This window comes from Edaphobacter sp. HDX4, from assembly GCF_036877565.1.
Taxonomy (GTDB): domain Bacteria; phylum Acidobacteriota; class Terriglobia; order Terriglobales; family Acidobacteriaceae; genus Edaphobacter.
Window position 1 is genome coordinate 24,823 of sequence record NZ_JAEDXW010000030.1, and the last position, 25,892, is coordinate 50,714.

Annotated in this window: 25 protein-coding genes; 11 read left to right on the top strand and 14 right to left on the bottom strand. The window is 59.8% G+C overall.

Translation table 11 applies throughout. The features are described 5' to 3' along the window. The first annotated feature begins 188 nt into the window (after window positions 1-188). The 3 genes from JAO29_RS20770 to JAO29_RS20780 all read left to right on the top strand — a co-directional run bounded on the left by JAO29_RS20770 (window position 189) and on the right by JAO29_RS20780 (window position 2,722). The gene (locus JAO29_RS20770; RefSeq protein WP_334270188.1) at window positions 189-1,706 is read left to right on the top strand and encodes a hypothetical protein; all 1,518 of its coding nucleotides are present in this window, start codon (window positions 189-191) and stop codon (window positions 1,704-1,706) included. A gap of 108 nt (window positions 1,707-1,814) precedes the next feature. Then, window positions 1,815-2,432, top strand: a complete 618-nt coding sequence (locus JAO29_RS20775) for a sigma-70 family RNA polymerase sigma factor (protein ID WP_334270189.1) — start codon at window positions 1,815-1,817, stop codon at window positions 2,430-2,432. Continuing rightward, the gene (locus tag JAO29_RS20780; RefSeq protein ID WP_334270190.1) at window positions 2,423-2,722 is read left to right on the top strand and encodes an anti-sigma factor family protein; all 300 of its coding nucleotides are present in this window, start codon (window positions 2,423-2,425) and stop codon (window positions 2,720-2,722) included. Before JAO29_RS20775 ends, JAO29_RS20780 begins: the two co-directional genes overlap by 10 nt. On the opposite strand, the gene JAO29_RS20785 is transcribed toward JAO29_RS20780, so the two are convergent. The 7 genes from JAO29_RS20785 to JAO29_RS20815 all read right to left on the bottom strand — a co-directional run bounded on the left by JAO29_RS20785 (window position 2,694) and on the right by JAO29_RS20815 (window position 8,727). After that, window positions 2,694-3,161: a hypothetical protein gene (locus tag JAO29_RS20785; RefSeq protein ID WP_334270191.1), complete on the bottom strand. Its 468-nt coding sequence runs from the start codon at window positions 3,159-3,161 to the stop codon at window positions 2,694-2,696. The genes JAO29_RS20780 and JAO29_RS20785 overlap by 29 nt on opposite strands. 5 nt (window positions 3,162-3,166) lie before the next feature. Further along, window positions 3,167-3,727 (bottom strand): NUDIX hydrolase, encoded by a 561-nt coding sequence (locus JAO29_RS20790; protein ID WP_334270192.1) that lies wholly within the window; start codon window positions 3,725-3,727, stop codon window positions 3,167-3,169. 20 nt (window positions 3,728-3,747) lie between these two features. Then, a complete protein-coding gene (locus JAO29_RS20795) occupies window positions 3,748-5,907 on the bottom strand; it encodes a CocE/NonD family hydrolase (RefSeq protein ID WP_334270193.1) in 2,160 nt (719 codons plus the stop codon). Between the two features lie 109 nt (window positions 5,908-6,016). Further along, on the bottom strand, window positions 6,017-6,238 hold the full coding sequence (locus tag JAO29_RS20800) for a CDGSH iron-sulfur domain-containing protein (protein WP_334270194.1): 222 nt from the start codon (window positions 6,236-6,238) through the stop codon (window positions 6,017-6,019). Window positions 6,239-6,317: 79 nt separating this feature from the next. Then, entirely contained in the window at window positions 6,318-6,659 is a 342-nt protein-coding gene (locus JAO29_RS20805; protein WP_334270195.1) for a hypothetical protein, read from the bottom strand. A 158-nt stretch (window positions 6,660-6,817) separates the two neighbouring features. Further along, window positions 6,818-7,078 (bottom strand): ubiquitin carboxyl-terminal hydrolase 14, encoded by a 261-nt coding sequence (locus JAO29_RS20810; protein ID WP_334270196.1) that lies wholly within the window; start codon window positions 7,076-7,078, stop codon window positions 6,818-6,820. Between the two features lie 86 nt (window positions 7,079-7,164). Beyond that, window positions 7,165-8,727 carry a sigma-54-dependent transcriptional regulator gene (locus JAO29_RS20815; protein WP_334270197.1) on the bottom strand — a complete coding sequence of 521 codons (1,563 nt, stop codon included), beginning with the start codon at window positions 8,725-8,727 and terminating at the stop codon, window positions 7,165-7,167. Between the two features lie 302 nt (window positions 8,728-9,029). Between JAO29_RS20815 and rph the strand changes: the two genes are divergently transcribed. The 5 genes from rph to JAO29_RS20840 all read left to right on the top strand — a co-directional run bounded on the left by rph (window position 9,030) and on the right by JAO29_RS20840 (window position 12,350). Beyond that, the gene (gene rph / locus JAO29_RS20820; protein WP_334270198.1) at window positions 9,030-9,776 is read left to right on the top strand and encodes a ribonuclease PH; all 747 of its coding nucleotides are present in this window, start codon (window positions 9,030-9,032) and stop codon (window positions 9,774-9,776) included. A gap of 17 nt (window positions 9,777-9,793) precedes the next feature. Next, window positions 9,794-10,555, top strand: a complete 762-nt coding sequence (gene lepB, locus JAO29_RS20825; RefSeq protein WP_334270199.1) for a signal peptidase I — start codon at window positions 9,794-9,796, stop codon at window positions 10,553-10,555. A 95-nt stretch (window positions 10,556-10,650) separates the two neighbouring features. Continuing rightward, the gene (locus tag JAO29_RS20830; RefSeq protein WP_334270200.1) at window positions 10,651-10,980 is read left to right on the top strand and encodes a hypothetical protein; all 330 of its coding nucleotides are present in this window, start codon (window positions 10,651-10,653) and stop codon (window positions 10,978-10,980) included. Window positions 10,981-11,028: 48 nt separating this feature from the next. Beyond that, on the top strand, window positions 11,029-11,724 hold the full coding sequence (locus tag JAO29_RS20835; RefSeq protein ID WP_334270201.1) for a hypothetical protein: 696 nt from the start codon (window positions 11,029-11,031) through the stop codon (window positions 11,722-11,724). Window positions 11,725-11,732: 8 nt separating this feature from the next. Then, the gene (locus tag JAO29_RS20840) at window positions 11,733-12,350 is read left to right on the top strand and encodes a hypothetical protein (RefSeq protein ID WP_334270202.1); all 618 of its coding nucleotides are present in this window, start codon (window positions 11,733-11,735) and stop codon (window positions 12,348-12,350) included. A gap of 18 nt (window positions 12,351-12,368) precedes the next feature. On the opposite strand, the gene JAO29_RS20845 is transcribed toward JAO29_RS20840, so the two are convergent. Next, window positions 12,369-13,088 (bottom strand): hypothetical protein, encoded by a 720-nt coding sequence (locus JAO29_RS20845; RefSeq protein ID WP_334270203.1) that lies wholly within the window; start codon window positions 13,086-13,088, stop codon window positions 12,369-12,371. A 365-nt stretch (window positions 13,089-13,453) separates the two neighbouring features. Between JAO29_RS20845 and JAO29_RS20850 the strand changes: the two genes are divergently transcribed. Then, window positions 13,454-14,464 carry a tagatose 1,6-diphosphate aldolase gene (locus JAO29_RS20850; RefSeq protein WP_334270204.1) on the top strand — a complete coding sequence of 337 codons (1,011 nt, stop codon included), beginning with the start codon at window positions 13,454-13,456 and terminating at the stop codon, window positions 14,462-14,464. Between the two features lie 183 nt (window positions 14,465-14,647). On the opposite strand, the gene JAO29_RS20855 is transcribed toward JAO29_RS20850, so the two are convergent. The 3 genes from JAO29_RS20855 to JAO29_RS20865 all read right to left on the bottom strand — a co-directional run bounded on the left by JAO29_RS20855 (window position 14,648) and on the right by JAO29_RS20865 (window position 17,467). Then, on the bottom strand, window positions 14,648-16,201 hold the full coding sequence (locus tag JAO29_RS20855; protein WP_334270205.1) for a SulP family inorganic anion transporter: 1,554 nt from the start codon (window positions 16,199-16,201) through the stop codon (window positions 14,648-14,650). A gap of 10 nt (window positions 16,202-16,211) precedes the next feature. Continuing rightward, the gene (locus JAO29_RS20860) at window positions 16,212-16,889 is read right to left on the bottom strand and encodes a carbonic anhydrase (RefSeq protein ID WP_334270206.1); all 678 of its coding nucleotides are present in this window, start codon (window positions 16,887-16,889) and stop codon (window positions 16,212-16,214) included. Window positions 16,890-17,056: 167 nt separating this feature from the next. Further along, window positions 17,057-17,467: a hypothetical protein gene (locus tag JAO29_RS20865; RefSeq protein WP_334270207.1), complete on the bottom strand. Its 411-nt coding sequence runs from the start codon at window positions 17,465-17,467 to the stop codon at window positions 17,057-17,059. A 182-nt stretch (window positions 17,468-17,649) separates the two neighbouring features. Here JAO29_RS20865 and JAO29_RS20870 point away from each other — a divergent pair, with 182 nt between their 5' ends. Beyond that, window positions 17,650-18,954 carry a hypothetical protein gene (locus JAO29_RS20870; protein WP_334270208.1) on the top strand — a complete coding sequence of 435 codons (1,305 nt, stop codon included), beginning with the start codon at window positions 17,650-17,652 and terminating at the stop codon, window positions 18,952-18,954. A 12-nt stretch (window positions 18,955-18,966) separates the two neighbouring features. Here the strand turns inward: JAO29_RS20870 and guaA are convergent, their stop codons facing one another. From guaA to leuS, 3 genes are read right to left on the bottom strand one after another with little or no spacing between them, the layout of a single operon-like run. Next, window positions 18,967-20,526, bottom strand: a complete 1,560-nt coding sequence (guaA, locus tag JAO29_RS20875; RefSeq protein ID WP_334270209.1) for a glutamine-hydrolyzing GMP synthase — start codon at window positions 20,524-20,526, stop codon at window positions 18,967-18,969. A 26-nt stretch (window positions 20,527-20,552) separates the two neighbouring features. Continuing rightward, the gene (locus tag JAO29_RS20880) at window positions 20,553-21,560 is read right to left on the bottom strand and encodes a hypothetical protein (RefSeq protein WP_334270210.1); all 1,008 of its coding nucleotides are present in this window, start codon (window positions 21,558-21,560) and stop codon (window positions 20,553-20,555) included. Next, complete coding sequence (leuS, locus tag JAO29_RS20885; RefSeq protein ID WP_334270211.1) at window positions 21,560-24,148, bottom strand: leucine--tRNA ligase; 2,589 nt, start codon at window positions 24,146-24,148, stop codon at window positions 21,560-21,562. The genes JAO29_RS20880 and leuS overlap by 1 nt, the downstream gene beginning before the upstream one ends. Before the next feature lie 98 nt (window positions 24,149-24,246). On the opposite strand from leuS, the gene JAO29_RS20890 reads away from it, so the two are divergent. Further along, window positions 24,247-25,590 (top strand): FAD-binding protein, encoded by a 1,344-nt coding sequence (locus JAO29_RS20890; protein WP_334270212.1) that lies wholly within the window; start codon window positions 24,247-24,249, stop codon window positions 25,588-25,590. Window positions 25,591-25,892 lie beyond the last annotated feature (302 nt).

Here is a 25,892-nt window from a genome sequence, read left to right on the forward strand (position 1 = left end):
GACTACCGCCGAGGGAATCGAATGATTCTCTTCACCTTCAGGGAAACTGCTCCGTGATCCTGAAGCGAATTAGCCGAGATCCCCAGCTATCTCCAATCTCTGAAGCACCTTTACCCACGACACATGCTGTCCGGATCGATCACGCTTTTCCGCCCGGCGGCATGAGTCGTCTATGCTAAAGTTCTCGCATGCGCAGCCTGTTTTTCAAGCGTACAACATGGTTATTTCTTGCGATTCTCTGGTTAGTATGGGCTCTTTTCACGACACGCTACGCCATGTTGGATGATGCCCTGATCCACCTGCGCTACGCCGCATTCCTCAGGACAACACATCACATCACCTTCGACGGTGTCCATCCGGATTACGGTACCTCCAGCCTCTTGTATGTCGGCCTGCTTGCGTTCCTGCGCGGTCTCACGACTAGCCCACTGCTGCCGAAGGCCGTCTCCGTCTGCGCGTACCTCGCGCTGCTCGGAAGCCTGTGGTCTCTCGGCAGCAGTCTTCGGGAGAGCCTGTGGGCAAAGCGGCTCTGGTGCGGGCTTCTGATTGCACTCCTCACCCCCATGGCAATTCGATGGCTCACTGACGGAATGGAGACCAGTCTCACCCTCCTGTTGATCACCTGGGTCGCCGTTCTTTGCAAGAGACTGCCGCGCCTGAAGACTATGCCGGTCTGGGGATGGATCGCCTTGCCGGTTCTCGGCGCACTCCTCGTCTTGATGCGTATCGAACTGGTGATGCTCGCCTTCCTGGTAAGCATTCTTCTGGGAGGTCCTGAGCTGCTGTCTTCCTCTGCAGAAGGCCGACAGGCTCGTGGACGAACGATCGCTCTCCTGCTCGGCACTGGGCTCGTCGTACTCGCTATCCGTATCGTGTTCGGACACCTTCTGCCCGATACTGCGCTGGCAAAGAGCGGGAGTCCGTCCATCATCCCTGTCTTCGGCATCGCCCACGTTACGGGAAGCTCCTTCCTGCTTGGAATCGGAACCACCGTCGTGTCGATCGCATCGGCTGTGATCGTTTTGCTCAAAATGATCCGGGCTCGTGTCTCCAGGGAACGACTGTTCCTCTGGGCAGTCGCCAACGTCAACTATTGGATCGTTGTCGTTCTCGCTTGCGTGCGCGGACAAGCAATCCAGGGCATCCGTTACATCCTGTGGCCCCTCGTATTCAGCACGATATGGAACATACTTACCCTGGAAGAGCTCGGGCCGGACTTCCCTGCACGGGCGTCGGTCCCTCGCAGCACCACGGCGCTCACCTGGGCCTACGTTTTACTCGTCCTCTTGATCGGCCCTCTGGATGCCTGGTATGGCTTTCACGCAATGATGGGTCGAACGAAAACCTTTCTGCAGATGCGGAATAGCGGATTGGCCTCTCTCCACGATGACATCATCGTTGCCGGAGACGTAGGCTTCATCAGTTACTTCACCCAGGGCGACGTATGCGACGTCGATGGGCTGGTAAATGGCCGCGAGATCGCTGCGCTGGCCCCAGCCATGCGTTACCAGCGATGCGCAGAATCCAGGGCCAAAGCTCTGTTCCTTACCACCGAGCAGCAACGCACTCTGGGCCATTTCCTCAACCTCGAGGACTGGTCACGCTGTATGATCGTCGACTTCCAGAATGTGAAAGGGAACGATCGCCACTATCTTTTGCTTCCGAAGGCCGATATGCCTGGGGCATGCACCGGAGTCCGGCAGTGATTCACCCGCGCTACCGGCAGAGACAGGCCGTTCAGCATTCATGCGCATATGCTGCGCATCACGTCGAACCAATCTGCTCTGCGGGAAGCACAACACGGTTGGAAGCAGATGCCCTTGGCCGATAGCGAGAGGAACGAGGCTGCCATGATCTCGGCAATTCTGGCAGGGGATACCGAGACCTTCCACGAGCTCATTCGCCCCTATGAGCGAAGCGTCTACCTCATGGCACTCTCGATGCTCCACAATGAGGCCGAAGCCGAGGATGTCGCACAGGAAGCCTTCATCAAGGCCTATCGTCATCTCAGCCGCTTCCGTTCCGAGGCTCGTTTCAGCACCTGGCTGATCGCCATCGCACTCAATGAGGCTCGCGCTCGTCTACGCCGCAAACAGCCCGGCCTGACAGATTCCATTGACGATCCGGAAGGCTCCGTCGTTCCGGCACAACTCACCGACTGGCGCGAGATTCCCTCGCAGAGCCTGGAGCGGAAAGAGGTTCGCAGCCTCATCCAACATGCACTTGCTACGCTTCCACTTCCCTATCGCGAGGTCTTCGTCCTCCGCGAGATCGAAGAGCGGAATGTAAAGGAGACCGCGGAGACTCTTGGCATCACCATCGCATCTGTAAAGATGAGGCTGCATCGCGCCCGCCTGATGCTGCAAAAGCAACTTGCGCCGCAACTGTCCGACATCGAGCCTAAGGGCCGACGGAGGTTCCCATGGTTCTAAACTGCCGCCATGTCTGGGAATACATCTCCGGCTATCTGGACAACACTCTCGACGACCAGACCCGCCATGACGTCGAAAATCATCTGGAGCACTGCGAGATCTGCTCGGCCGTTCTCGACTCCACGCGGAACATCCTCATCCTCACGGCAGATGATCGCGTCTTCGAGCTACCCATCGGATACAGCGAGCGCCTTCACGCGCGTCTGGCCAAAGCCATGCTCGAGAGCCCGTCTGCAGAGGCCTCTGACGCCGATCTGCCTTTCACACCCGATGGATCATCGGATGGGTGATCCACTCTGCCGCCAGAAGAACCAGCGTTACTACCGCCAGCACAATCTGCAGCCGTTCCGATCGAATCTTCTCCCGCGTGACCGGTCGAACCCTCCACTGTGCTGCAGGCCGCGCCCGCAGCGACCGCACCCTCCACACTGAGTAGAGATTCGCCAGGGATCCCAGCAGCGCCAGCCACATCATGGGAATGCGAATAGCGTCCTGATGAAGCCCCTTAGGCGGCGCATACACTCCACTCGCCGCCGCCAGTGCGCTCAGGCCAATCAGCACACGAAATCCGCTGATCGCCAGTACAGCCGTGCACGCACTCTGTATCAGCGCGAACAGAAGACTACCGGCGTTCGCCCATCGCAGGCGGCTCTCTGTGCCTTCTGCTGCAGCCACTGGACCCTGTGCCGGCTCAGACTTCTGACCGTCCTCGTTCTTCAGTTCGCTCACTCCCACTACCTCGCCGGGCGTCCATGTTCGAGCCACACCTTGTACATACCCCAGGCAGCCACCGAACAGTTATCCACAATCTTGCCATCCAGCAGCATCTGCTCGAACTCCGCCACGCTGACACGGCGCACCTCGAGATCGTGTTCTTCCGCGTCCGGGTCCGGCTTGCCTCGTGTCAGTCCTTCGGCGAGGAAGACGTAGTGCTTCTGGTTCATCACACCGTACGCTATCTGCAGCGTGCTCAGCAGCGTCATCCGCTCTGCTTGCAGGCCCGTCTCTTCCCGCAGCTCTCCCCGAGCCAGGTCCTCCGGGACAACATCGGCCTGTTCCCAGCCGCCCTGCGGAAACTCCACAAACCGCCCACCTACCGTGTAGCGAAACTGCTCGATCAGGTAGAGAAACTCGCCCTCATCCGTCTTTTCCAGCGGAATAATAATGGACGCCGGGTCTTTATCGATCACGCCGTAAATCCCGCGCTGACCGTTTGCGCGCTCGATGATGTCTTCGCGCACACTCGTCCACGGGTTGCGGTACACCTCGCGGCTGCTGATTTTTTTAATGCTCAAGCAGTCTCCTCTGCCTTCAGTTATTCCGGCATCTCAAATTCAATTCGCGATGGATACTTTGACGATTCATAAATTGAGATCGTCTCCGCCTTATACGCTGACGGAGGAGCCGTCATGATATTCGGCACATACGTCTGGGGATTGCGGTCATACAGCGGAAACCATGTCGACTGCACTTCCACCATGATCCTGTGGCCCTTCTGGAAGGTGTGATCGGCTCCATGGAGACTCCAGCGGTACTCCGTCACCTCGCCCGGCTTCACCGGCTCCGGATTCTCGAAGCTGTTACGGTAGCGGCCTCGCAGAATCTCGTCTGCAATCATCAATTGATAGCCGCCCATTCCGTCCGGAGCATCGTCCGGATAGACATCGATCAGCTTCACAACCCAGTCGCTATCCGTTCCTGTCGTCGCTGCAAACAGGTCGGCCATCACATCGCCAGTAACCGTAACGTCATGGTCCAGGGGCGCAGTCGTAAAGTTCGCCAGATCCTTACGGTCGCTGACAAACCTTTGATCTTCCACCAGCCACGGGCGCCACTTCGATCCGGTTCCGTAGGTAGGCTGGATCGGCCTGTGCCGGTAAGGCACAGGATTTGCTGGGTCAGAGACATACTCCGTCTTGCTCTCGCTCTTCGGAGCGTCGAAGCTCATGCCGTGGTCCGCGGCCAGGTACATCTTCGTCTCTTTGAAGCCGGACTTCGGGGGCCACGCGTCATAGCGCTCCCACTTGTTAACCCCGGTGCGAAAGCTGGCGGTGTCTTTAAGATCGAACCCTCGACGATCTTTCAGGTACTTCTCAAAGAAGGGAGCCTCAATCGTCTTGCGATAGGTCTCGCCGGTCGCCGACCCGAAGTCCACGGCTCCTAAATGTCGCGTCGTTGGCACCCATCCGCCGTGGTTCCAGGGACCAAGTACCAGGAAAACCTCGTGCTTGCTGTCGTGCTTCTCCAGCGCCGCGTACTCTGCCTGCGGTCCCCACATATCCTCCTGGTCCCACCAACCGCCGACCTCAAGCGTCGGAACCTCGACCTTCGTCAGGTGCGGCTCCACCGCCATATCCTGCCAGAACTTCGTATAGGCGGGCTGCGTCAGAAAAGCCTTCGCGGTCGGAAGATCGCTCATCCCCGCGCTCTTCGCCGCCCCGGCGAAGTTCCCATTCTTGAGGAAGAAGTCGAAGGTATCTTCGCTCGACTCAACGCGCACATCCGTCTTCTGTCCTTCGAGCTGCTGCACGTAGTCAAAACCGTACGTCTCGCGAAAGGCTCCGTTGTGAAAGAAATCGTCACCAATCCAGATATTGGTCATTGGGGCCTGCGGAGAGATCGCCTTGACCGCCGGGTTGGCGTCAATCCCGGCCATCATCGCGAGAAATCCCGGATAAGAGATTCCATACACGCCCACGCGTCCGCTATTGTTTGGAACATTCTTCAGCAGCCAGTCGATCGTGTCATCCGTATCGGTCGTCTCGTCGATATCGTTCTTCGTCTTGTGGTCGACGATGGGACGATTCATCACAAACTGGCCCTCCGACTTATATCTTCCGCGTATGTCTCCAAAGACAAAGATGTAGCCACTCTGCGCCAGCTCCGGCTTGGCGGCGTTCACGCTGGTAGAGGTCTCGCCATCTACCCCATACGGTGTTCTCTCCATCAAAAACGGAAGCGGCTCGCCCCCGCTCTCCGAGCCCTTGGGCCGCAGGATCACCAGGTGCAGCTTCACTCCATCGCGCATCGGAACCATGACCTCGTTGCGCGTGTAGTCACGAAAATGATTGATCGCTGTGGGCTTGTTGCTGAAGCGAACCATCTCCATGGCTGCGCCCGTGCTTCGCGGCCCTCTCACGGTCGTGGTCAGCCCGCTGATCTTTCCCTTCGCATCACGCGTAAACGACACTCGAAGCGGTGTTCCCCGGATGAAGAAGTGGTCCACTGAAGCCGGTGTCAGCTCAACCGGCTGCGTACGTTCCCCTTCGGCATACAGCGCTCCACCCTGCACGCGAATCACGTTGACGATATCCGGTTCCACCACACCGCGATACTGCCCTGCGTACTCCGCCAGCTTGCTCGCCGGCAGCGTGATCGACTGAGGCTCCGCCTCATCTGCCTGCGCCACAAGAACAGCGGGAGAGAGCAGCAGCGCAACCGACAACATCTTTACGGACCAGGTCAAACGTCTCATCAAGTCTTCCTCGGTGTCAGCGTTGTCGGAGTCTTACTCCTGTCAAGACAGAGCTGCCGCTTGAGCCTCCCTCTTTTCGGGGGGAGGCCAAAGCGGCAGTCTCGGTGATCTAGGTAAGCAGCGCCGGCGAAGCCGAGCACTGAAATCCGATCTTGTTATGCGAACCGTCACAGAAGGGACGCTTTCCACTCGCTCCGCAGCGACAAAGCGAGACCGCAGGCTTGCCTGTCAGGTCCCAGTGCTTTCCATCCGCATCTGTCAACGAAATTGGCCCCTCCACCCGCAGAGGTCCATTCGGCTTAACCGTAATCTTTACTGCCTCGTCTGCCATCGTGTTGCTCACTCTCTCTCTTGAAAGGATGAGCCCAGCATAGCAAAAACCGAAGCAGAGCCGTCCGCTTCCGGTCGATCTACCACTGCACGCCCGGATACAGACTGGGCAGACGGCTTGCACGATACAGATTTGTGCCTGTCGTCTTGAGCTGCCAGACCGTCTGCGGCGTATCTCCTGTAATCTTCACCTCATCCACCTCAGAGTTCGTACCTTCATCGCAAAGATCGTATTCAAGATCTCCGTTGGCAAGCGCCGTGGTGCTGCCGCCCCAGGAAGAGTACTGGCTGGACGCAGAACATCGTGGAACAAAAACGTCACCGTTCTCGCACTCTCGTTGATCGAGGATGGGAACGGTTGTGTAACAGGGAGTGTCGGTGCCAGAAGAGGTATTTGGGTACGACCATGCGGTTGAACCCATTGTCCATCACCGCGAGCGAGAAGATCCCCGAGGTCGCCGATCCGACGAATGCGGGAAGGTGCTGGTCATAGAACCAGTCAATGGGATCAACGCCATTCGTGAGCGTGAAGCTCTCCACCATGGCGTTTCAGATGAGCGGGGGAAGCATCACCCCGCCGTTAGCTGAAGTCCAGCTCTACCTCATCCACATAACACCATCCCCAGCTCTCGCCGGGTTCGATCGAGCGCATGATCGGGTGCTTCGTTCCGTGAAAGTGCTTGGTCGCATGCTTGTTCGGCGACGAATCGCAGCAGCCCACGTGCCCGCAGATCTCGCACATGCGCAGATGCACCCATTGCCCGCCTATCTTCAGGCAGTCTTCGCACCCATCCGCCGAAGGTTCCACATCCCTGATCTGGTCCAGGTGTTTACACTTCATCGTCAACCTCCCGTCCGCCACAGCTTCCTCAGATCCTAGCGCAAATGCCTGGAAGATTACCGAGGGCTTGCAGCGTCTGGGGCCGATCAGTCCATCGGCACATCGGCGATTCCATACTCCTTGAGCTTCCGATACAGGGTCGTTTTGCCGATTCCCAGCAGCTTGGCCGCCAGCAGCTTGTCTCCATTCAGCTGCTTGATCGTGCTCAGAATCGCATGTTTCTCCATTGCGGCAATCGACAGGATCTCCGCGCCTCCGCCACCCGACCTGCCCGGGGCATTCTCTGCCTGGAGCGTCGGGGCGGGCGCCTCCTCCGCTGCGGCTGCCGCACGCTGCATCTTCAGATCCTGCAGCTGCGTCGGCATGTCGCCCAGGTGCAGCACCGGTCCGCTCGAGAGCGCACAGGCGCGCTCAATCGCATTCTCCAGCTCCCGCACGTTTCCCGGCCAGTCATAGTCCGCCATCAGCCGCAGCGAATCATCCGATAACGTTCGCTGAATGCCGGTCTCCTTCTCCATGCGCCCCAGAAAGTGAATCGCCAGCAGCGGGATATCGCTCCTCCGCTCCCGCAGCGGCGGGATTCGCAGGTTCACCACATTCAGCCGGAAGTAGAGATCCTTGCGAAACTTCCCCTGCTCCACCATCGCCGCCAGATCGCGATTGGTCGCCGCGAGAACGCGCGCCGAGATCGGTCTCGCCTGCGTCGCACCGACCGGCCGCACCTCTTTCTCCTGCAGCGCTCGCAGCAGCTTTGCCTGCAGATCCAGGGGAAGCTCTCCAATCTCATCCAGAAAGACCGTTCCTCCCTCCGCCGCGGCCAGCAGACCCTCTTTCGCACGATCCGCGCCCGTAAACGCGCCCTTCACATGGCCGAACAACTCGCTCTCAATCAGGCTCGGCACCAGAGAGCCGCAATCGACGGGAACAAATGGCTTGGCCGCATTCGGTCCGTTCTCATGGATCGACCGCGCCACCAGCTCCTTGCCCGTCCCGCTCTCGCCCAGGATCAGCACCGGGTGGGTCGAGAATGCCACCTTCGAAAGAATCCGGTACAGCTTCTCCATCTCCGGAGACCGTCCCACCAGGCCATTGGTGTCGTGCTGCGATCGCAGCCGCTCCCGCAGCTGACGGCTCTCATCGTCGAAGCGCACCCGCTGGCCCGCCCTCTCCAGCACCGTCGTCAGCTCTTCAAGCGCAAACGGCTTGGTCAGATAGTCCCGGGCGCCAATCCGCATCGCCTCGACAGCCGACGACACCGTAGCGAACGCCGTCATCACAATCACCGCCGTGTCGGGATACAGCGCATTGACCTGCTCCAGAAGCGTCAGACCTCCGCCGTCCGGAAGCTTCAGGTCCAGCAGCAGAACATCGATCTTCCTGTGCTTCAGAATCCGTTTCGCCTGTGCCACGCTCTCGGCTCCTGCAACAGCGCACCCCATGCTCTCTGCGATCGACGTGCACGCCTGGCGGACCGAGGCATCATCGTCCACCACCAGCACATGCAGTTCGGGAGTCCTCGTACTCTCGCCTTCTCCGCTTGCCGCTGCCCTGCGCGTTCCGCTCCCCGCCGCAGGTTCCGCCATCCGCATCCCCGCGCCCGACTCCGAACCTCTGTACCGTACATCCCTGCTCTGCATTGCTACGGTCATCGTTCTCTTACTCCAATCTGTTTTCGTAAAGCTGCACAGACAAAACTCTCGTAATCACGCGCTGTGCCAAACTGGAACACTGACGCTAAGTCACTGATCCAGCGGGTGCAACCCCATCCAGGTTTCATGTTTGCTAACAGACAACCACGGGTCACGAGGAATGGCAATTCCCAATTCGGGATACATGGGAAGCAAAACTCCCAAAATGCTACAAATCCGCCCCTTCATCGCTTCCCAAAACGGAACTGCAAGCCCGATTCGGGAATCTCCACCTCCCTTTTCGCCCCGTCTATAATCTCGGAATGCCCGTTGCACCACCCCAGCTCTTTCGTCCCGATGGCCGCTCCGCCGATTCCCTTCGCCCCGTCCGTCTCACTCCCGGCTTCATTGCGATGGCCGAAGGCTCCGTTCTGATCGAGTCAGGCAACACCCGGGTCCTTTGCAACGCCTCTGTCGAGCAGGGCGTGCCCGCCTGGCTGCGCAACTCCGGCCGCGGCTGGGTCACTGGCGAATACGGCATGCTTCCCCGCGCTACCCTCACCCGCACCGCCCGCGAGGCCGAGCGCGGCAAGATCGGCGGCCGCACCCATGAGATTCAGCGGCTCATCGGCCGCAGTCTTCGCTCCGTCGTTGACATGAAGGCTCTCGGCGAACGCACTATCATCCTCGACTGTGACGTCCTGCAGGCCGATGGCGGAACCCGCACCGCTGCCATCTCCGGAGCATGCGTCGCCCTCGCCATCGCGCTTGAAAAGCTCGTCGCGGCGGGAACCCTGAAGACCTCTCCGTTGCGCGAGATGGTCGCCGCCACCAGTGTCGGCATCGTCGACGGGAATGTCCTGCTTGATCTCTGCTACGAAGAGGACTCACGCGCCACCGTCGATATGAACGTCGTGATGCTCGCCTCCGGCGGTCTGATCGAGACCCAGGCCACCGCCGAGAAGGAATCCTACAGCCGGACCCAGCTGGGCGAGATGCTCGACTACGCCGAAAAAGGCATCCGGGAACTTCTCGTCGCCCAGCAAACCGCTCTCAAAAGCGCCGTCTAACCTGCAAGAGGACCCGGATGAAGAACCCCCAGGAAAAATCCACCACCCGGCTTCAGGAGCTGGCCTCGCTCTGCTCCACCTTCGCCGTCGCCTTCTTCGTCATGACCTTCCTCTTCCAGAACTTCGCCATTCCCTCCTCTTCCATGGCGAGCACCCTGCTGGTCGGCGATCACGTCCTCGTCGAGCGCGTTACCCTCGCGCCGTCCTCCCCTCGCGCCGGCTTTCTTCCCTACGGCCAGCTTCAACACGATGAGCCCATCGTCTTCTTCCGCCCCGCGCCCAACGCCGGCGGCGACCACGACATCCTCGTCAAGCGGGTCATCGGACTTCCCGGCGATCGCATCCATCTTCTCCACGGCATCGTCTACCGCAATGGCATCGCGCTGCACGAACCCTACGCCGCCCAGCCCACCGCGGCCAACTACGACCCTTACAACGACGACTTCCCCGCCATCCCGGCCGATCAGGGACGCGACGTCCTCGCCTCCTGGTCCCTCGATCTCCCCACCCACATCCGGGGCGAAGATCTCGTCGTCCCTCCCGGCTACTACTTCATGATGGGCGACAACCGCACCAACAGCTATGACAGCCGTTACTGGGGACTCGTGCCTCGCGCCAACCTCATCGGACGCCCTCTGTTCATCTACTGGTCGTTCAAAACTCCGGAGGAGGAACAGTACAAGACCACCATCGCCGAGCGAAGCTCCTTCGCCCTCCACCAGGTCCTTCATCTCATCGACGAAACCCGCTGGAACCGCACCTTCAAACCCATTCGATAAACCAATCGCGCTTCCTAACCGCACAGCCTCTCGAGCGTAACGCTCGGCCGAAGAAGCTTTTCAAGCGCGATAGCAAGAGCGACGCAGGCCCTGAGATGGCGGCGGTGCGGGTTCCGCCCTCGGCCTGCAGGCTCGTCGCGGCGGGAACCCTCAAAACCTCTCCGTTGCGCGAGATGGTCGCCGCCACCAGCGTCGGCATCGTCGACGGAAATGTCCTGCTTGATCTCTGCTACGAAGAGGACTCACGCGCCACCGTCGATATGAACGTCGTGATGCTCGCCTCCGGCGGTCTGATCGAGACCCAGGCCACCGCCGAGAAGGAATCCTACAGCCGGACCCAGCTGGGCGAGATGCTCGACTATGCGGAAAAGGGCATCCGGAAACTTCTTGAGGTTCATCAGGCGGCACTCGCTTCCAGCCGCTAGTTCCCGACACCGGGCGTTCCACGACAAGTTGATCCTTGCATACTCCTGATGGCGTGCGTACCATCAGGCAACAATCCGTCAGGCAAGGAGTCGAACGTGGAACACTCCGCGATTGCTCTTTTTCTTCTTCTGTCTATCGGGCCCCTGTACTCACAGCAGCCTTCCGCCACAGATGCTCAGATCGCCATGGGCATCGCTCGAACTGCGGATCAGTTTCAAGGCCGTATCCGCTACTACTATCAGGGCTACGCCTATCCCGCCGGCCAGCTCGACAGTATCCTTGCCGTTACCCGCCAGCAATTGCTCGATAGTCTTCCCCGCGACGCCGCTCCACTTCGCGCCTACATCCTCGAGAACTTCCCTGCCTCCATCCCCAACGTTCCCCACAACAAGCAGATCGACATGCGGGTCTGCGGACCCTATCTCGCCAGCGCAAACGACGTCCTCAGCACGCTCAAAAGCGTAAACGCCTATCGCCTCGACCTGATCGTCGACAGCAGTCCTGCCGGCGCAGTCTTTGAACTCACCCCGGTCGCAGGAGACAAACTGGCTCGGGCCTCGCGCGGAACCCTCACCAACGTCTGGCGAGGTATCTACAACTACACCGTCGTCAAAGATGGGGAGAAGACCATCAACGGAACCATCAACCTCGTGCGCGAAAAGGGCAATCTTCTTCGCTGCACCTTCGTGCACTCGTCCAGCACTTCAACCCCGCTTCCGTGCGAGCTGGTCGCTGCGCAATAACCCACGTGATGCCCGAGCCCTCTCAAAACTCCGAGCTGACCGTCAAACCGAGGTTGCCGCACCTTGCCTCCGACTGGCTCCGGTATCTTCTCGGTTTCTCCGTCAGCGTCGGAGTCGGTCTTGCACCTTATCTTGGCCTGGTCGGCGTTCCCCTCTTTACGCCTCTTCTCTCACTCATTCCCCAGACACTCCAGCAGATCGCCATTCCCATCTCGATCGCGTCGATGGGTATCGTCGCCGTCTTCGTTCAGTGGAAGAAGCGCGACTCTTCGAGTCCCGTAGAGTTCCGAAGGGCGGCATCGGCGGCCATCTTCACCCTGGTTCTTTTCATCACCATCGAGGTTATGGCGGTAGCTCATATCGAAGTGCCTGCCGTCGGCCAGACCGTCTCCTTCGCCGTCGGCTTCAGCTCCCCGCAACGGCCTCCCTGCGAAAATCGGTCCCGCGAGTCCTGCATCGCCGACCGGCTCGGGTTCGACCAGACGGTCATCGACAGCTACTTCGGCGACACCCAGACCAGCCTCACCCGGCTCGCACTGGTCCTGGCCTACATCGGATTTATGAGTTCCTTCGGTTGGATGGTCGGCCTGCTTCTGCTTCGAGACCGGCAGCGTACCTCAGCCTGAAGATGTCCGCGGCGGCGCCTAGTGGCAGGCGTTCACATCCTGAAATGTTCCTCCCGGAGCCGCCTGTGCCGCTATCCCCTGCGCGCACGCCAGGATCTTCTGGTCCAGAGCATCGTTCTGCAGCGAATCCGGCGACACATACGTCAGGTTCGATCGCAGCGACAAAAAGCGGTCGCTCAGTTGCTGAACCATTCCCTTCGCGCTCTGCAGCAGCGGAACGGCCTGCCGGTCTGCATCGGTCGTCGCCGACGCCGCTGCCATCTCCAGTCTCGTATCCGCCGTCGTGCGGTATCCCGCTACCCAGCTCTGCTCTACCGGATTGTTCGTGCGAATGGCGTTTTCAATCGCGCTCCTCCACTCCCGGATCACGCCCACCTCCTCCAGTGCCGCCCGCAGAAATTCACGCGAATATCCCTTATCTTCCTTCGCCGACTCAGGACCACCTGCAGGCGCAGGAGTGGCGAAGCTCGCCGCCTGCGGCAGGGTCAGCAGAATCCGGCTGCCGTGAAACGCCAGTGACGATTGCGTGATCCGCGCCAGACCTTCAACCTCGACATAGGCGTGCCCGTTGCGCAGAATGACCGGAACCTGCCCATCGTAGCCGCCTACCGTCAATGTGGTAGGGGTCACCTGCTTCGGGTGGGCAGCCGGATCCTGCGCCAGGCTCATCACTCCTGTCCCTACCGTCAACGCCACTCCTGCGATCCTGCTCCATGCATTCATCTTTATCGACCTCATCCGAGGCATTCGCGCCCTCGATTCCATCCACACGTATCATCCCATCTATGGACGCCGAAGGATGGCGGATTCTCTTCCACCCGCGAACACCTCTTGATCCTGTCAACCTCTCGCCTCGCTCAAACCCTGTGAAATAAGCAGCTTGTGAATGCCGATCAATTCACCGTCGCCGCTAGAATGGAAGTAGTGGATCGGATCTCTCTGTAAGGGCTTCAACACGAGGTCCAAGGCTAACTCCCAATCTTCGAATACTTTGCACACAAACTGCCGGGGTGGGTGGCCTCCGCAATCCAGTTCCAGCCAGAACTCCCGCCCCCTGTGTAAAATGGCCCCACAGAGACCTAACCTTAGGAGAATAAGAGAACATGTCGAAGCTGACCCCAGGGAAACTCGCCGGACTCAAAGCCGTATCCGATCCGCGTGGCGTGATCGCCGCCGCCGCCATGGACCAGCGCGGCTCACTCCAGAAGTCGCTGGCGAAAGAGCGGGGTGCCGCCGCCAACGCGCAGGATCTGGAAGAGTTCAAGATCTGCGTCACCGATGTTCTCACCCGCTACGCCTCCGCCATCCTGCTCGATCCTGAGTACGGTCTCCCCGCCTCCAAGGTTCGGAACGGCAAGGGTCTCCTGCTGGCCTACGAGAAGACCGGCTATGATGCCGCGACTCCGGGCCGCCTGCCCGATCTGCTCGACCTCTGGAGCGTCCGCCGTCTCAAAGAAGCCGGTGCAGACTGCATCAAGATCCTCCTCTACTACACCCCGTACGAGAAGACCGCTGTCAACGACCACAAGCACGCCTGGATCGAGCGCATCGGCGATGAGTGCCTCGCCCATGACATTCCCTTCTTCCTCGAGACCGTAGGCTACGACGCCGAGGGTGGCGATGAGAAGTCGCTTGCCTACGCTAAGAAGAAGCCTGAGATCGTCTCCGGTTCCATGGCAGAGTTCGGCAAGGCACGCTACAACGTCGACGTCCTCAAGGTTGAGGTCCCCATCGAGATGTCCTTCGTCGAGGGCACCCGGTCCTTCAAGGGTGAAAAGGCTTACACCCGCGCCGAGGCGCTGCAGCACTTCCGCGACGCTGAGGGGATGACCCACAAGCCCTTCATCTATCTCTCAGCTGGCGTCTCCAATCCGGTCTTCATCGAAACCCTTGAGCTCGCCGGGGAATCCGGAACCAGGTTCAACGGCGTACTCTGCGGCCGCGCCACCTGGAAGGAAGGCATTCCCATCTACGCGACCAAGGGAACCAAGGCATTCCGCGACTGGCTCGAGACCACCGGCGTCGAGAACATCACCAACGTCAACAACGCTCTCAAGGCTGCCTCGCCCTGGTACGAGAAGTTCGGGGTCAAAAGCATGGACGAGCTTGGCTAACCTCTGAACCGAAGACCGGCACAAAAAGAAGCGGCGGACCCCAGTCCGCCGCTTCTTTCTTTTTACTTTGTTCTTACTGCATCGTCTGTAGTTCAACTGCTCTCGGTACAACCTCGTAGGATCTGTAAAAAAAAGAGCGGGGCCGACGGGATTGCAGCCCCGCTCTTGCGAAAAATCAAACCTTTAAACCACCGTCTCGCTGACCGGAGCGCGATACCGAAGGTGGAGCTTCTCCATCTCGATGTTCACCGTCTGTCCGTTTCGCTCAAGACGCTCGGTCCAGCTCTCGATCACCTCGATGCACGCGTGATCGATGTAGCGAAGATTGCTGCAGTGAACATGCACCATGGAGCTGTGGGGGCTGACCTGATCGAGAGCCTGCGTGATCTTCGGGATCGAGATGAACGTTCCAATCCCGGAGAGATGAACGTGCGTATCGCCGGCCTCTTCTACGACTCGCGCCTCCAGATGCGTGACCGTGTAGAGAAGCCGAAGCAGTGAAAGGGTCACTCCCACCAGAACGCCGGTCAGAAGATCGGTGCCAACGATCGTCAGCATGGACGCAAAGTAGATGAGAACCGGAACCTTCCCGAAGCGCGCTAGCTTCCGTACCTCGGCAGGCTTCACCAGCTTTATGCCGACGAAGATCAGCACCGCGGCTAGGCTCGCGGTCGGAATCAATCGCAGCACGGAAGAAAACACCAGCACCGCCAGCAGCATCCAGACGCCGTGCAGAATCGCCGAGCGCCGTGTCTCCGCGCCCGCCTGCACATTGGTCGAGCTGCGGACGATAACCCCGGTCATCGGCAGCGCGCCGACCGCCCCGCAGAGCAGGTTACCCACTCCCTGGGCCGTCAGCTCACGGTCGTAGTTCGTCTTCCAGCGCGTCTGCATCTGCTCAACCGCGGCAGCCGACAGCAGCGTCTCCGCACTCGCAATAAAGGCAAGCGCAAGCGCCGTTCCGGCGATCGAGGAGAGTGACATCCCCGCGAGTGCGCTCAGGTGGGGAAACGAGACCATCTGAAAGAGGTTGTCCGGAACCTTGATGCGGTTCACTCCAAGATGAAACACCTGGGCCAGTGCCGTAGCAGCACTGATCCCAAGCAACGCTCCCGGAATCAGCTTCAGCTTCGCCGGGCGGAACCTCTCCCACAGAATCATGACCGCCATCGTGGTCAGGCCGACCAGAGCCGCCGCCTCTTCCTTGCTTCCGTTCAACGGAAACAGGCCGCCGAAGATCGCATCCCACATTCCGATAATGTTCGCCGGGCCGCTGTGCTTGGGCGAGCGATCCAGCACAACGTGAAACTGCTGGATCACGATCAGCACGCCGATTCCCGCAAGCATGCCGTGAATGACCTCCGGCGAGATGGCGCGGAAGTAGCGGCCGGTCTTCAGCAGACCGGCCACCAGTTGAATCGCTCCCGCGATCATCAGCAGCGGCCCGAGTGATGCAATGCCATGTTCGCGCACCAGCTCGAACACGATGACCGCGAGACCCGCTGCCGGACCACTGACCTGTAGCGGCTGGCCCGCCAGGAAACCGACGACCAGTCCGCCGATAATTCCTGTAACCAGGCCAGTCGCCGGAGGCATTCCCGAGGCCAGCGCGATCCCCATGCACAGGGGCAGCGCGACCAGGAACACGACAAGCGAGGCGGAAAGATCACGCATGAACGCTCCGCTCTTCTCTTCTTTTTTTACTTCCGTCTTGACGTGATGAAGTGTGGTCGACATGGGTTCTCCCTTATGCAATCTTGCGTCCGCGGTCTGAGGACGTTACAACGACGGTCTTCTCTTCCGGCAGCAACGGCCGGAAGCAGCCCTGTTCCGCATCGAACTGCAGAATGCCGCCCGTGCCAATGTCGTAGACCCATCCGTGGACCTGCACCGTGTTGTTCTTCAGGGCGTCATCCACAGCGGGGTGGTTTCGGAGATTCTGGAGCTGCGCGATCACGTTCGCCTCGGTCAGCAGCTTCAGCTTTTGCTCGAACGAGAGGGACGTGGCATCTTTCAGCAGGCGCGTAAGCCACTTGGAAGAAGGCCCCGCATGCTCAAGGTAGGAGCGGACCGCCGGAAGCGACTCGATCTTCTCGCTCTCGAGAATTCCCTTCATGGCTCCGCAGTCAGAGTGCCCGCAGATCACAACATCGGGAATTCGGAGAACGCGGATCGCGTACTCGATCGTTGCGGCGACACCGCTCGCGGTCTCGGTCGGAGGCGGAACCAGGTTCCCTACACTGCGGCAGGGAAACAGCGTTCCGGGCTCGCACTGCATGACAACTTCGGGAACTACGCGGGAGTCTGAGCAGCAGATGAACAGCGCCTGAGGCTGCTGTCCTTTGGCCAGCTTCTCAAACAATCCAGACTGTTTGGGGAAGACGTTAGAACGGAATCGTGCATAACCATCAATGAGTTTCTGCATAGATCTCTCCATGAACCTTGGCGCAGGGTGCGCCGAAAGCTCTGAAATATCGCGATAACAGAGACGCCAGAGCAGCGAAGAGATCGATCCCAACAGGGAGATCTCCGCATACGTTCACCGATCAGCAAATCAGATCAGCAACGTCTGGCGAAGTTGTGCGAGAGAGACTATGCAGTTGGAGGAGCGCGACCGAGACCGGGAGCGCGAGGTGCACTTCCCAGCGCCAGCACATTTTCGCATGCCAGCAGCTGGATATTTTCTTCGGGAACCGGCAGCGCAAAGCGAATAGGTGCGAGAGCCGGCTGCGAGAAAGCAGACGGTCCGGCATGGGCTACATGAATCGCCTGGCTGTTCGATGGGTGAATGACGACCGCATGCTCAACGGCGGCGTCGACGAATGCAACTACGCTACTCCGAGCACCAGACCGGCGTGAGCCTTGTGCCGGAATGTGGGAGTAGTTGATGCGGGTGTGGTGGACGACCTTGTGGCCATGCATTGCACCCAGGAAGCACAGCAGGTTCAGTCCGGCGAATATAGCGCCGAACAGAAGCTTGTGCGAAATGGGTTTGTGTCGCATACCAGGCAATCCTATGTGGAGTCTACCCGTATAGACGCAGAAGTCAACAGCGGGTTTCTAAAAAGTGACAGATCCGCTGTAATTCTGCAATGGCAGACTGCTTACATCCCTTATTTTTCTCGATCTAAATCTCCAGAGCGCCTTCAGGCTCCCTTCATCTTCGATTGCTAGGCTTGAATGTAATGCCAGGTCTCTATCGCAACCTCCTCGCTGGATTTACGTTTGCGGGCCTTCTCCCTGGGCTGACAGGCTGGTGCCAGACTCCCGCTGCGACCATCCCTGCAGGCACCCCGTTCGTCGTCAGCATCGACACGCATCTTCCGATGCGCCTTAATGAACCGGTTCACGGCTATCTTCGCTACCCGGTCTTTGTGAACGGTGTCATGATCCTTCCGGAAAAGACCCCGCTTACCGGAACGATCACAGGTCTGCACCCTAATCGGTCGCAACGCAACAACGCAAGGCTGAACGGAGATTTCACTCCCTTCCATACGCCTGAGGTTCGCTTTACCCGTCTCACACTGGCTGATGGCACATCGCTGGCATTCTCAGCAGGTCCGGCTACGGACGGAGCCCCCATCTACCGGCTTGTCGCCCCTCCTCCACCCAAGGGAGGCTTCATTCATCAGCAGTACGATGCCGGCATGCAGATCTTCCACGACCAGCTTCGCCAGTTCACCGCTCCTGAAAAGGGTGACCGTCTGCTGCAGCTCTTCTATCATCAACTTCCCTACCATCCCGAGCGCATCGAGAGCGGAACCTCCTGGACGGTAGAGACGACCGCACCTATCTCCGTTCCAAAGCAGGAGATGGTCACGCCATCCCACAGCACAACAGCTCCCGCTGAACTGCCAGCCGGTCGTGCGGATTGGCTGGTCCAGGCCTACCTCGATCAAAGCCTCTCATCTGCGACGTCGAAGGTCGGTCAGCCCATCAAGGCAACCGTCGCGGAACCCATCTATAACGCGGACCATTCCATCGCTGTTCCTCAGGGAGCCACCTTGATCGGCGCAGTCACCACCTGCAAGCGAGCGCGGTCGTTCGGGCGTGCCGGCGAGCTCCGCTTCGACTTCAAGCAGATCGTCCTGCCCGGAGGGGAGAAGGAAAATGTTCAGACAGCCCTGACGGGAGTCGACGCGGCCGGCAGCGATTTCCAGATGAACTCCGAAGGCAAAGTAAAACCTAAGCCTAAGGATAAGATCGTCGTCCCGCTCATTCTCGCAGCCCTCGCTACTCGAACTCTCGACGAGGATGGGGCTTTCCAGGGAGGCCGCAACTTCGTCGGCGCCAATGGAATCGGCCTGATCGGCAACATCAGCGCCTTAGCCGGAGGATCGCGCTACTTCGCAGCGGGCATCGGCGCCTACGGTACCGCCCTGTCTGTCTATCGCCGCTGGATTGCAAGCGGAAAACAAGTTGCGTTTCCGCGCGACACCCGCATCGTCCTGCAGGCGACAGTACGCAGATCAGCCGTGCTGAAGCCGTAAGCTCAGCACGGTCTACTCCCACTCGATCGTTCCCGGCGGCTTCGAAGTAATGTCGTAGACGACGCGGTTAATGCCCCGTACCTCGCTGACGATTCTGCTGGAGATGGTCCGCAGCACCTCATACGGCAGCGGAGCCCAGTCCGCCGTCATGCCATCTTCACTCTCGACCGCACGAATCGCGCAGGTGTACGCATACGTCCTCTGGTCGCCCATCACGCCTACGCTCTTGACCGGGAGCAGCACGGCAAAGCTCTGCCAGACCTTGCGATAGAGGCCCGCCGCCTTGATCTCGCTGACCACGATGTCGTCGGCCTCCTGCAGCAGCGCAACGCGATCCGCCGTCACCTCGCCGAGAATGCGCACTGCTAACCCCGGTCCGGGGAACGGCTGCCGCTCCAGAATCTCAGCCGGCATTCCAAGATCGCGTCCGATGCGTCGAACCTCGTCCTTGAAGAGGTCGCGCAGCGGCTCGATCAGCTTCAGCTTCATGTCTTCCGGAAGCCCACCGACGTTGTGATGACTCTTGATAGTGTGCGACGGTCCGTGCACGCTCGAGGATTCGATGACATCAGGATAGAGCGTTCCCTGTACCAGCCAGGCGATCTCCTGCCCTGCGCTCGTCTCGGCCTTGAGGATCTTCGCAGCCTCGTCATCGAAGACGGAGATGAATTCGTTCCCAATGATCTTGCGCTTCTGTTCAGGATCGGTCACGCCAGCCAGCCGCGTAAGGAAGCGCTCCCCGGCGTCGACGGCCACGACGTTCAGCCCCAGGCCTTCGCGCATCGTCTTCTGCACCTTGGCAAACTCGTCCTTGCGCAGAACACCGTTGTTCACGAAGATGCAGGTCAGCCGGTCGCCGATGGCACGCGCCACCAGCACAGCCGCAACCGACGAGTCTACACCACCACTGAGACCGCAGATCGCATGACCGTCACCGACCTGCGCGCGAATCTTCTCCACCGTCGCCTGGATAAAGTGCTCCGGCGTCCAGTCCGGTTTTGCTCCGCAGATGTCGATGCAGAAGTTCTTCAGCAGCTCCATGCCCTGACGCGTGTGTGCGACCTCAGGGTGAAACTGCACCGCCCAGATACGCCGCTCCTCATTCGCAATTCCGGCGACAGCGTTGGAGGTCTTCGCCGTCAACTCAAAGCCCTCGGGAAGCGACCGCGCCTCGTCACCATGGGACATCCAGACATCCATGGTCTGCGGCAAGCCGCGAAACAGGGCCGTCTCGGCCACGATGTTCACCTGCGCATGGCCATATTCCCGTGCCGACGCCGACTCCACCTTGCCTCCAAGGTGATGCGTTATGAACTGGAGCCCGTAGCAGATACCCAGCACGGGCGCCCCCAGCGAAAGCACTGCAGGATCAGCCGCAGGTGCCTCTGCGTCATACACGGAGCACGGACCGCCCGAGAGGATCAGGCCCTTCGGGTTGAGCGCTCGAATCTTATCGAGAGATGCCGTGCAGGGCAGAACGACCGAGAAAACATTGAACTCGCGAATACGACGAGCGATTAATTGGGTATATTGCGATCCAAAATCCAGGATGACGATCGTTGAGGTGTCCACATGCCTAGTGTAAATGGGCCTGCAAACTAAGGGCGCAACGAGGTCTGTCTGGCGCCTTCGCTCGACACCTGCGCTTCGGAACCGTTCCGGGGACCAGAGATGCTCTGCGGCTCATACGCTCCCCACAATTTGAGGTAGGCCACCGCCCGTGCCACATGGAAGAAGTCGGACGCGACGAAGTAAAGCAGGGCCACGATCGTCCACCACACGTTGAGGAAGGCCGGGGTTGCGACGCTTTCAAACGGAAGCGGCGTCGCCGAAAAGACCATGGCCAGCACCAGCAGCGCAATCTTGACGATGCCCATCACCAGATTGATTTCCACCAGCTTCCCTTTTACCTCGCCGAGGCGGAGAGCAGCGGACAGACTCGCTGCAATCCCCAGGTTCCTCAGCATGGAAAGCAGCGGAGCAATGCTGAGAAACCAGCTGACCACCGCCCATAACGCGAAGACCGCGAGCGTGCCTACGATGACCAGGGCGAAGTAGCTCACCAGGTTCGGTTCACCGCCACGCTCGAGTGGCCGCGTCACTGCCGTTGTTGCGGCCCAGTGCAGAGAGACGAGCCACAAGGCGAAGGCTCCCGCCAGGGCAGCCACGCGCAGGAGCTGCAGCACCATCGTCGTTCCCAGGCGAACGTACAGCTCAGGATCGGCGCGACGCAGAACAAACGTTCTGCCCAGCGTCGACCACACCACCCACGCGATAAGAAGCAGAGGCACCAGCCAGACGGCCTCTCGCAGAACCGGCGGTAGAAGAAGCGCCCCGGCAGAAGCCAGCGTCTGCGCCGCTTCAAGAGGTCGCGTCACTGTCATAGCCTCAAGCGCGGACGCATCCAGCTGAGTGTTAGCAAAGATGCGCTTCCCGATGTGCCACAACAATAGCGCGACCGGCGCTCCGAAGGTCCAGCGCCACAAGACCTCGAGCAACGTCAGTGACGGACGCGACCAACACTCCGACAGGGTTCGTACGAACGACTGTGTCCCTCGGACCTCCCCATCCGCAGAAGAGACGAGCTCGCCCCGGTCCCGATCCATTACTTCACCACGAGATTGACGAGTTTGCCCGGCACCACAATAACCTTCACGACGTTCTTCCCTTCCACACGCGCCTTTACCTTTTCATCTGCAAGCGCGGCCCTCTTGATTGCGGCCTCGTCGCTCTCTGCAGGCACTCTGATCACGTTCACCAGCTTGCCATTCACCTGCACGGGAATCTCGATCTCGTTCTCGCGTGCAAGCTCTTCATCGGCGACAGGCCACGGCGTCCGGAAGACGACGCCCTCTTCGCCGATCTGTTCCCACATCTCCGCCGCAAAGAATGGAGCGAAGGGTGCAAGCAGCAGAATCAGGTTGCGGATAATTTCGGCCACGGCAACGGGTGAAGCCTGCTCCGCGTCAATCGCTGTCTCTGCCGCGACGATCTCGTTGACCAGCGACATGATTGCTGCGATGGACGTGTTGAAGTGCCAGCGACCGCTGAAGTCCAGTGTGATCTTTGCGATGGTCTGGTGCAGCGTCCTCAGCAGCGCTTGATCGGTTATGGTTCGGCTTGCAAGGCGCGGTATGCCAGCTTTGCGCGTCGTCTCCGCATACTTTGTCACCAGCCGGTACACGCGGCCCAGGAAGCGGCTGATTCCTGCAACCCCTTCTTCCTGCCACTCCAGATCACGATCCGGCGGCGCAGCGAACAATGCGTACATGCGGGTGGCGTCTGCGCCGTAGCGCGCAATCATGTCGTCAGGCGAGACCACGTTGCCTTTGGACTTCGACATCTTCGCGCCGTCTTTGATCACCATTCCCTGCGTGAACAGCCGCTCCGCAGGCTCATCGTTGGTGATCATCCCCAGGTCGCGCATCACCTTGGTCCAGAAGCGCGAGTAAATAAGGTGCAGAATCGCGTGCTCGACCCCGCCAATGTACTGATCGATGGGGAACCAGTAGTTCGCCTTATCGCTGGCAAAGGGTGCAGCTTCGTCCTTCGCGTCCGTGTAGCGGTAGAAGTACCAGCTTGAGTCCACGAAGGTATCCATCGTGTCCGTCTCGCGCCGTGCAGGACCGCCGCAGACCGGGCAGGTCGTGTGCAGAAACTCCGGCACCTTGCCCAGAGGAGATCCGCCCTCCTGCGTAATCGCAATCGAATCCGGCAGCAGCACCGGCAGCGCACTCTCGGGCAGTGCCACCACTCCGCCCGGCTCGACTCGTGGTTTTCCGGGCTCAGGGCTGTCATGACCGTTCTCGCAGTACACCATCGGAATGGGCGTGCCCCAGTAGCGCTGGCGGCTTACGCCCCAATCCTTCAACCGGTAGGTCACTGTGGGCTCGCCAAAACCATTCTGCTTCGCGAAGGCAGCCATCTTCTGCTGCGCCTCGATGCAGCGCAGCCCGTCCCACTCCCGCGAGTTGATCAGCACGGCATTCTCTTCCGCCGTAAAGGGCAGCTCCGGTTGATCTCCCTGCTCGGCCGCAATCACGCGGCGCACCGGCAAACCATACTTCTGCGCAAACTCGAAGTCGCGCTCATCATGCGCCGGAACGCTCATAATTGCGCCCGTGCCATAGTCCGCCAGGATGTAGTTACCCACCCAGATCGGAACGCGCTCGCCATTGAACGGATTGATTGCAAAACGCCCGGTATTCACGCCGTGTTTTTCGATCGCGCCGAAGTCATCTGATTCGCGCGCCTTCTTCTGCTCCTCCAGCAGCGCTTCGATCTTCGCAGCCAGCTCCGCATCTTCAGAAGCAAATGCCTTTGCTACAGCATGCTCGGGAGCAAGTTGAACCGAGGTCGCCCCATAGATCGTATCCACGCGCGTCGTAAACACCGTGATCTTCGAACAGTCTTCCCGTTCCTTGTTCTCTGTTCCCGTTTCCCCGGCGACCGCGAAGTTCACCAGAGCACCCTCGCTGCGGCCGATCCAGTTGCGCTGCATCGTCCGAACCTTTTCGGGCCAGCCGTCCAGCTTCTCGAGGCCATCCAACAGCTCGTCAGCATACTTCGTAATTCGCAGAAACCACTGGGTCAGGTCGCGCTGCTCGACGATGGTATCTTCATGCCGCCAGCACCTGCCGTTCACCACCTGCTCGTTCGCCAGCACCGTCTGGCAGTCAGGGCACCAGTTCACCTTGCTCTTCTTCCGATAGGCCAGGTCTTTCTCGTACATCTGCAGGAAGAACCACTGGTTCCAGCGGTAGTAATCCGGCAGGCAGGTCGTTACTTCGGTCGACCAGTCATAGCTCAGGCCCATGCGGCGCATCTGCTTCTTCATCGCAGCGATGTTCTGGAGCGTCCATTCCCGCGGAGGCGTGTTGTTCTTGAGCGCCGCATTCTCCGCCGGAAGACCGAATGCATCCCAGCCCATGGGGTGCAGCACATTGTGTCCGCGCATCCACATAAAACGTGCCAGCGCATCGCCAATCGAATAGTTCCGGACGTGCCCCATGTGCAGCTGGCCACTCGGATACGGCAGCATCTCCAGGCAATAGAACTTCGGCTTGCCCGAATCGTGTCCTTCGGCTGCGTAGAGCTTCGGGTCGGCGTCCCACCGCGCCTGCCACTTCGGTTCTATCTCAGCCGGATTGTACCGGGCCTGTCGTTCTGTCTCGTTAATCTCGATCTCTGGCATATCCTTTGATTGTAAAGAATCTCGCGTCCATAGCACTTCCCTCCCCTGCGCTCCAGCCGTTACCATGGCCGCGTTCCGTTATTGACCTTCGAGGGATCATGGATAAGCGAGAATTTCTGAAGACCTCCGGCGCCTTTGCCGCAACCGCCCTTTTACCCGGTTTTTCCGCTGCTGAACAAAAAAACATGACACATCGAACCAACTGGTCTGGAAACCTCACCTACCACACCGACAATCTCTTCGAGCCCTCCAGCGTTGCCGAGCTCCAGCAGGTCGTCAAGGACAACGCCAGCATCCGTCCTCTCGGAACTCGCCACTCCTTCAACGGGCTGGCCGACAGCACCCACGCCCAGGTATCGCTCAGCAAATTCAAAGACATCAGCATCGACGAGAAGGCCAAAACCGTCACGGTCGGCGCCGGTGTCCGCTACGGCGATGTTGCCCCGGTCATTGACGCGAAGGGATTTGCGCTCCACAATCTCGCCTCCCTTCCCCACATCTCGGTCCCCGGCGCCATCGCCACGGGAACCCACGGCTCCGGCATCCACAACAAAAATCTCTCCTCCTCGGTCGCCGCCATCGAGTTCGTCGACGCCAAAGGTGACCTCCACACCCTCTCGCGCGCCGACGGCGACAAATTCAACGGGGCTGTCGTCAATCTGGGGCTGCTCGGCGTCATGACCAGGGTCACGCTCGATGTCGAACCCACCTTCCAGATCGCCCAGACCGTCTACACCGACCTTCCCTTCGCCGAGCTCGAGCACCACTTCGACGACATCTTCGGCGCCGGCTACAGCGTCAGCCTCTTCACCGACTGGCAGCAGGGCCGCGGCACCGAGCTATGGCTCAAGCGCAAGGTGACCGCTGACCAGAAGCTCGATACGCCCGAGATGTTCTACAACGGAAAACTGGCCACGAAAAATCTCCATCCCATCCCCGCTCTCGACGCGGTCAACTGCACCCCCCAGATGGGAGTCCCCGGCCCCTGGTACGAGCGCCTGCCGCATTTCCGCATGAACTTCACCCCGTCCAGCGGCGAAGAGCTCCAGACCGAATACTTCGTCCCCCGCAGCCACGCCTACGAGGCCATCCGCGCTGTCGAAACACTGAAGGACCACATCACCCCGCACCTGCTCACCACCGAGCTGCGCACCATCGCCGCCGACGATCTCTGGCTCAGCATGGCCTACCAGCAGGACTCCCTCGCCATCCACTTCACCTGGAAACGCCAGTGGCCCGAGGTCCAGAAGATCCTTCCGCTCATCCAACAGAAGCTCGCCCCCTTCAACCCGCGTCCGCACTGGGCCAAGCTCACCACCTACGACGGCGCACACTTCCGTCAGGTCTACCCGAAACTTGCCGACTTCAAGTCACTCGCCCAGCAGTACGACCCCAACGGCAAGTTCCGCAACCAACTCGTCACCGCCGAGCTCTACACATAAATCGGAATGAGCTACGCATCTCTTCGTCATTCTGAGCTCATCGCTATCTCCAGCCCTCGTCATTCTGAGCCCATCGCTATCTCCAGCCCTCGTCATTCCGAGTCCATCGCTATTTCCTGCCCTCGTCATTCTGAGGCGTAGCCGAAGAATCCCTGTATCTCGCCTTTATCACCACAAACGTCGGGAACCACCTTCGCGACAGCTTCTTCGTCGCTAAGGTGGGCATCGAGCGAAGGGCGAACACCTTTCGCTCCTCTGACCACAAATCCCACCCACAACAAGCCGTGTCATCCTGAGCGAAG